At 71.5% G+C, this 7,002-nt stretch carries 6 protein-coding genes and 1 pseudogene; 3 read left to right on the forward strand and 4 right to left on the reverse strand.

Going from position 1 to position 7,002, the window contains the following annotated elements:
- From ABZ641_RS21310 to ABZ641_RS21320, 3 genes and pseudogenes are all read right to left on the reverse strand, one after another.
- Positions 1–544, reverse strand: a pseudogene (locus tag ABZ641_RS21310) (hypothetical protein); the annotation flags it as partial.
- Positions 545–776: 232 nt separating this feature from the next.
- Positions 777–1,211 carry a CBS domain-containing protein gene (locus ABZ641_RS21315; RefSeq protein WP_344622982.1) on the reverse strand — a complete coding sequence of 145 codons (435 nt, stop codon included), beginning with the start codon at positions 1,209–1,211 and terminating at the stop codon, positions 777–779.
- Between the two features lie 1,031 nt (positions 1,212–2,242).
- Positions 2,243–2,692: a DUF5994 family protein gene (locus ABZ641_RS21320; protein WP_344622983.1), complete on the reverse strand. Its 450-nt coding sequence runs from the start codon at positions 2,690–2,692 to the stop codon at positions 2,243–2,245.
- Positions 2,693–2,952: 260 nt separating this feature from the next.
- On the opposite strand from ABZ641_RS21320, the gene ABZ641_RS21325 reads away from it, so the two are divergent.
- Positions 2,953–3,378: a CBS domain-containing protein gene (locus ABZ641_RS21325; protein WP_344622984.1), complete on the forward strand. Its 426-nt coding sequence runs from the start codon at positions 2,953–2,955 to the stop codon at positions 3,376–3,378.
- A gap of 876 nt (positions 3,379–4,254) precedes the next feature.
- Positions 4,255–5,967 (forward strand): SpoIIE family protein phosphatase, encoded by a 1,713-nt coding sequence (locus ABZ641_RS21330; protein WP_359983922.1) that lies wholly within the window; start codon positions 4,255–4,257, stop codon positions 5,965–5,967.
- Positions 5,968–6,225: 258 nt separating this feature from the next.
- Here ABZ641_RS21330 and ABZ641_RS21335 read toward each other — a convergent pair whose 3' ends face one another.
- Positions 6,226–6,450, reverse strand: a complete 225-nt coding sequence (locus ABZ641_RS21335; RefSeq protein WP_030277647.1) for a hypothetical protein — start codon at positions 6,448–6,450, stop codon at positions 6,226–6,228.
- A 458-nt stretch (positions 6,451–6,908) separates the two neighbouring features.
- Between ABZ641_RS21335 and ABZ641_RS21340 the strand changes: the two genes are divergently transcribed.
- Positions 6,909–7,002, forward strand: a 94-nt coding sequence (locus tag ABZ641_RS21340) for a cold shock domain-containing protein (protein ID WP_359983924.1), incomplete at its 3' end; no start/stop codon positions are given.

Raw genomic sequence — 7,002 nt, forward strand, 5'->3', positions numbered from 1 at the left:
GTCTGCCGGACCGCGACGCCGGCCGAGGCGTCGTCAGCGGATGACCGAGGCGTCGGCCGGCGCCTCGGTGACGCGCACGTGAAGGGGCACCGCTGAGCTCCCTCGCGAGCAGCAGGGCGAGGGCGTCGACCGCGGACCTCTGCGGGGCGAGCAGCTGCCGGGCCTGGGCACACGCCTGGTTGTTGATGGAGTAGTGCTGGAACGGCCTCGTGATGTCCTGCGGGTGGCACGGGAGGTAGCCGTCCACGGTGCCGTACGTGTCGGCGTACCACGCGATGCTCTGCCTGGTGCGGGCCGGGAGCGGGACGTCGCGGTAGTCGCCGGCGGCCCGGTGCTTGAGCGGCGCATAGTGCTTGGTGGTCCGGTTGACCTGCTCGGTGACCCGGTGGACGTCGTCGGCGACGACGTTGTCGATGTTGACGGCGTACGCTTCGCCGTGGCGCAGCCCGCAGCCGCTCATGAGGTCGACGACCAGCCGGAAGGCGCCGTCGCCGGCCGTGCGGAGGGTCCGGAGCTGTGCCGGGGAGGCGACCTCACCGCGCATTTCCCGCAGCTCTCCCGCGGCACGCGGGTCCGCCGTGTGGAGATGCCGGAAGGGATCCCGCTCTTCGTTCCCCGGCCCGGCGACACCGGGCTTGGTGGATGTGCTCGGTGGATGTGCTTGGTGCAGGTGGGGTGCAGGCGTTGGGGCGTCCACGCGCGGCGTGCAGCACCACGTGTGCGCGCACCCGCAGCCGGTGCGTCCGACGGGTCGGATCTCCCCGGGGCGCGTCCGCTCAGGACTTGGGGACAGCGAGGAGGGCGGTGACGCGGGTACCGGTGAGGATGCCGAGGAGCCGGCCGTCGTCATCGACGACGGGCCACAGGTCGAGGCGTCGGACGTGCATGGTCGCCGCGGCGAGGGAGAGGGACAGGGTGGGCCAGGCGAACGGTTCGCGGTGGCGCGTCGCGTCGCTGACCTGGGAGTGGGCGGTGTACCAGGTGCAGGCGAGGAACGGGGCGAGCGAGGCGAGGGTCACCAGGCCCTGGCACCGGCCGTCGTCCGTGCACACCGACAGGTAGGCGGCGCCGGTATCGGTGAGGAGGCGCTCGGCCTGCTCGAGGCCGGCGCCCCCGGTGATGCGCGGCCCGCAGGGCTCCATCGCGTCAGCGACCGTCAGCCTGCGGTTCTCGACGGCATCCGGGACTGTCGGGTGCTTCTTGGCGGTCATGGCGTCACCGAATCCCGTCCCGGCGCCGTCCCATTGCCGGTTCCGCGCACCCAGGACGAGGCCGACATGGCAGCCGGGATCGACAAGCCCCGAACACTGCCTCCCACACTACGCCGCTCATCGGCCCCGACCTGTGCCGGTGGAGAGGGTGCTCGAGGGCGGGCAGCTCGGATGGTGGGTGCAGACACGGCGGACCGGCAGGACCTCCTTGCGGCAATCGGCGTCGAGGCCGACCCGGAGCCGGTGGCCGCGAGGGCCGCGTCAGCGCCGGGCGCCCGCACGAGGAGCCGGTGGATGCCGTGAAGGCCGGCCCCGGAGATGAGGAACAGTGGCGGTGTCGTGCTCGCCCGGGTATCCGAACGACGGCCGGAAAACAGGAGGGGAGCTGAGGCAGGGGCCGCTCGCGCAGCTCCCGAACGCGGCACGGAGTGAACGTGAACGGGCCCGGAGTGACGTGCGGGCACGGGCTTCGGGGACACCGGCTGTGTCACGGCCGGCGCCTCCTCCCGGGTGTCGTGGCACACCACGCAGCGGCGGACCGAGCACGGCGAACCCTGCATCGGCACGGGTGCGCCCCGGCCCGGCCGGTGGCCGGCGTTCGGAGGATCGGATCCCGGCGAGCGTGGCGCCGACGAGGCGGCAACGGTCTACCGCCCGCCCCTACGCCACCGCTGCGGCCGTTGCCGTTCACGTGTCGGCCCGGAGTACCGCTTCCCGGGACCGTTCGTGCGTGCGGGGTCGCCGCCGGTGCAGTGCGTCGTGCGGTGGTCGAGCTGTCGGGTGGACCGGGGCCTGCGGCACCGTCGTGGAGACCGGTCTGTTCCATCTTGATGGTCGATCACCACGACACCTGGCTGGCACGGTTACCCGGAATCCGGTGTACGGGCTGGGGGACGGCCACCGGTTCGTGGCCTCGGTCGGCGAACCGGTCGACGGGCGGTCAGTTGCCGATCGCGGCCGCACCGGTCTTGAGGAGTCCGTGACGGCGATGCCGCTCGGCGGTCGGACTGCGCGGGGTACGGCCTGTCCGGTCAGCCGTGCAGGAGTTCTGCCGCTGGGGTGTGGTTGCCGGTTGCTGCGGCTCCCGTCATCGCCGAGGAGGCTGTTTCCGGCTGGGTGCCGGGCGGCACCACCAGGAGGAGGAAGTGGTCCTGGAAGCCTCGTGTGAGGCTGATCGTCGCATCGCTGCCGGCGAACCGGCCGATCTTGATCACCGTGCCGTCGACCACGAGGGTGCGGGGCACGCCCTCCCAGGCCGGGGTGTCGAGGCCCACCCGGACGATGCGTCCGAGATGGGCGGCGAGCGCGGTGATGAGGTCCGGCAGTTCGGCGAGGACGTGATGGGAACGGGGCCACCAGGCACCGTCGAAGACACCCTGCCGCAACATCGTCGGTTCCAGGGCCAGACGGGGCAACGTCGGAGCCCCGGGCACCGACCACGGCCCGGGAGAGGAGGGAACAGGGAGGGGGATCGGCATCATGCGGGGCCGCCCGTCCGGTCCACGCGGGACCACTCATGACCCAGGGCGACGTCGGCACTGATGCCGGTGTGCAAAATGTCCTCGGTTGTCTCAACCGTACTCCGCGGCGACGGTGCGCCCGGCCGCCCGGACCGGGAGCAGGAGTAGCCTCGAAGACATCCAGGGCCTTCCGCATCCCGGAACCCGTTCCGGCTTCGTTCTGGGTGAAGGGATTTCCCGGGCAGACCACGTGGGCCCGGAGACGGGAAGCGGTGAACACCGTGACCACTCGTTCCCTCCGGTCGGCACGGCCCGGCCACGGCCACACGGTCGCCGACGCCATGGAACCCTGCGACTACCAGATAGCCGACGACAGCACCGTCGACCGGGCCAACGACGTCATCCGCAGCGTCCCCGTCGACTACCTGCTCGTCCGCGACCACGACGGCCGCTGCGAAGGGCTGGTCACCCGCGCGGGACTGCGACCGTTCCTGACCCGCTCCTGGTACACCGAACGGACCGCGATCAGCTCCACCACGCACCAGCACGGCCCGTTCGCCCGGCCGACCATGGACCTGGCCCTCGCAGCGATCACCATGCGGATCAAGCACCTGACGGTATGGCCCGTCGTCGACGACGACGGCTACACCCTCGGTGTGCTGACGTCGGACCGCGCCACCGTCCTGCTCGCCGCCACGCCGGTATGAACCCTCGAGCGGCGCACGACCGGAGCCCGCGGGAGCGGCTTGCGGCACGCGGGCCGCAGGCAAGCGTCAGCCGGGTGGGACGGGCAGACCGGGTGCCGTCCGGGCGGTCGGACTCGACCGGGGTGGAAGACCGTGACGGTGACGGTCTGCTCGTGGATACGGCACTGGACCCGTGAGCCGACCGGAGTGCGGTGGATGCCGCCGGCCCCGACGGTGAAGGCGCCGGCCGGGCAGGGGTCTTCGGCGAGGAGGTCGACGGCGTGGAAGACCTGCTGGATGCCGTCCCGGTCGGCAGTGGCGTACTTCCCGACCGCACGAGAAGTGGTCTCCGTGCGAAGCGGTGGGTCACCCGCTCTCTGCGAGGATCCGGCGCCGTGGTTCGTCGTGCGGGACGGCAGGGACGGCCTCGCCGCGGCCTTGCGGCGACGTGCTCCTGCTCGGCGCTGACCTGCCGCGTCGGCACCCCCGTCCTGGCGCGGGCCTCGGTGATCGGGGTGGCTGTTCATGCGCAGGATCTTGCAGTCGTGCGCACTACGGGACAGTCGATCCTGCCCGGGCCACCGCTTCCCGCCGGGTCGCAGTGCGGAGTCGTTGAGGTCACCGTGGATGGTGAGTGCCGGACCCCAGGGCGGACCGCGAGAGGGGACGTGATGGCAGCGAATGAATCTTCGGCTCCGGGCTTGTCGCCGAAGACGGAAGCACGCGCCGAGCTGCAGTGGGCGATCGGTGCGCAAACCCGGTCCCTCGGCCGGTACAGCGGGCAGCACCACCGTGCGCCGGTGGATCGGGCACATGCGTACGCGCCGGTGACCGGCGGCTCCGGAGCACCGGCGACCTCCGGCCCAGAGCAGCGGCTGTAGGCGGGCTGGCGGCGCGATGGTGCCCGGCGACGGCAGTTGGGAAGACGAGCAGCGGTTGCTGGCCGCGGCGTTCGGAGGGCTGGCGGCCGGGGTGTTGCTGATCGATGCGGACGGGCGGATCCTGGCCGTCAATCCGCGGGCCGAGGAGTTGCTGGGCCGCGGGGCGGCGGCGATGACGGGAGCGGATGCGCACGAGTTGCTGCACCGGGGTCCCGAGGGTGCCGCCGTTCCGCGCGCGCGGTGTTCGCTGCTGGCGGTCGTGGAAACCGGGCGGCCGGCCTGGGGCGCGAGCGATGCCTTCCTGACCGGTGACGGCAGGGCCCTGCCGGTGCGCTGGTCGGCGGCGCCCGTCATGGCCGGGGGCCGACCGGTGGGCATGGCCGTGCTGTTCGCCGACGTTGCGGGAAGCAGTGCGCCCGTCGGGCCGGAGGCCGTCCAGGTGGGCCTCCTCAAGGACCTGACCGAACGGCTGACCCTCGTCGGCGCGATCACCGAGGTGCTCTCGGAAACACTGGACGTCGAGGAGGCGGTGGACCGGCTCGGCCCACTACTCGTCCCGGAGCTGGCGGACTGGGTGGCCGTGGATCTGCGGACCCCCGACGGCGAGGTCCGCCGCGTGGCCGTTCTCGGTCCGTCCGGGCGGGACTCCGCCCTTGAGGCGTGGCGGGGTCCGCTGCCACCGCCCACGGCCCTCTCGCGTTCCGCGCTGGTGCGGGTGCTGCAAGGCGCGGAACCCCTCGTGCTCGGCACGCGGGAGATGGCCGAACCACCCGATGCCCCGCTTGCCGCGGTCCAAGCCGGGTTCCTGCGCGCGCTGGGCGCGACCTCCGCCGCCGTGGTTCCGCTGAGCAGCGCCCGCGAGGTCACCGGGGCGATCACGGCGGTGCGCACCGGTGCGGGGCGTCCCTTCGCCGAGGGCGAGCTCGCCCTGCTCGCCGACATCGGCCACCGGGCGGGGGTGGCCATCGACAACGCCCGCCTGTTCGGCGAACAGCGCGACATCGCGACCGCCATGCAGCACCACCTGCTGACCGAACTGCCGCGCGGTCCGGGCATGCAGCTGGCCGCCCGTTATCAGCCGGCTCCGGCCGGTTCGCGGGTCGGTGGCGACTGGTACGACGCCTTTCCGCTCAGCCGTGGCGCGACCGCACTGGTCATCGGCGACGTGATCGGGCACGACCTGCAGGCCGCAGCCCGGATGGCCCAGCTCCGCAACATCCTGCGCACGCTGGCCTGGGACCGCCACGAAGAGCCGGCTGCCGTCGTCACGCGGCTCGACGACGCGATGACGAGTCTGACCGACATCCCCATGGCCACCATGGTCCTCGCCTACACCGAGAAACGCCCGAACGGGCCCTGGCGACTGCGTTGGACAAGCGCCGGACACCCGCCGCCCCTACTGCTACCCGCCGCCGGAACACCGTCCCACAGCGGCGCCGCACGCTACCTGGAGGCCGGCCAGGGACTCATCCTCGGAGCAGGCGGAGACCCCGAACGCCCCAATGGCACCGAAGACCTACCGGCAGGCTCGACACTGCTGCTGTTCACCGACGGACTCGTCGAAGCCCCCGGCACCGACCTCGACGCCGGCCTGGAAAGGCTGCGCCGCCACGCCGCCAGCATGGCGGCGCACCCGTTGGAGGAATTCTGCGACCAGATCCTTCGAGTCGTACCCCCCGGCAGCACCGATGACACAGCCCTCCTCGCGCTCCGAGTACCACCGAACTGAGCAGCCCGGCCACGGTGCCGGACGCGTGCGGGACGTGACCCGGCCGCCGTGCCCGCCCGTACCGGCATCCGGGACGGATCCGAACTCCGACCGCCTGTCCGGTGCCGCGCCTGCGCCGTCCCGGCCGCGTGGTCCGTCGCGGTCCACGGGTGCGTGCCGATGGCGCCGACCCGGGCGGACGGGGAACAGCGGGCGATCCGCTGCACGAAGGAGCCCACGGCCGTGGAGCGACGAGGGCGGGGCCCGTCCCCCGTGGGATCAGAGTTTGTGCATGGGGGCGTACGGCGGGGTGATCCGCTCCTGTTGCGATCCGAAGTCGACGAGGACGGCGGTGTTGCTGTCGCCTTCGACGCCGATGACGCGGCCGAGGCCGTAGGCGTCGTGGGTCACCCGGTCGCCGACGGCGAACCGCTTTTGCGGAGCTTCGGCCCGGGTCCTGAAGGGGCTGGTGGGCAGGGGACGGCGAGCGGAATGGTCGGTCATTTTTACAAGTATGCGCCAGCAAGCGGGATGATGCGGCTGTTCGAAAAAACGTGATGCGGAGGGCCACGGGGGCCGTCCGCCCCGGGCGCGGTCCCCGAAATCGGAAGCGCGCACTCCCCGACCGACACCTCCTGCAGAAGAGTGCCGCCGGCAGGGCGAAGCCGCCGGATGGCGTCAACCAGCCTTTCCCTTTAGCTAGTTGACGTGCCCTCCAGCACCGGCCCGGAAGCCGAGGACGGGACCTGCACAAAACCTGGTGCGAAATTTTCACCCCACGGCACGCCTCGACCTGCTACAGTCGTTTCAGTTGCAGTAGTGGTTCCCATGAACTTTGTGTGCGCCTGCTGATGTATCGCAGGCGCATTTTTGTTTCCCGGATCTTTCCGGGTGGGTGCTCCGCGGCGACTCGATATCCGCACGTGCGGGTATCGAACAGCCCTTGTTTAGGAGATTTTTTTATGGCTAATGGCACTGTGAAGTGGTTCAACGCGGAGAAGGGCTTCGGCTTCATCGAGCAGGAGGGTGGCGGCCCGGACGTCTTCGCCCACTACT

The organism is Kitasatospora sp. NPDC007106 (assembly GCF_040634455.1).
Classification (GTDB): Bacteria; Actinomycetota; Actinomycetes; order Streptomycetales; family Streptomycetaceae; genus Kitasatospora; species Kitasatospora arboriphila.

Bases quoted from the DNA above. Each gene is read 5' to 3' on its own strand.
- ABZ641_RS21315 (WP_344622982.1), bottom strand. From the start codon at position 1,211: ATGACCGCCAAGAAGCACCCGACAGTCCCGGATGCCGTCGAGAACCGC.
- ABZ641_RS21320 (WP_344622983.1), bottom strand. From the start codon at position 2,692: ATGATGCCGATCCCCCTCCCTGTTCCCTCCTCTCCCGGGCCGTGGTCG.
- ABZ641_RS21330 (WP_359983922.1), top strand. From the start codon at position 4,255: ATGGTGCCCGGCGACGGCAGTTGGGAAGACGAGCAGCGGTTGCTGGCC.
- ABZ641_RS21335 (WP_030277647.1), bottom strand. From the start codon at position 6,450: ATGACCGACCATTCCGCTCGCCGTCCCCTGCCCACCAGCCCCTTCAGG.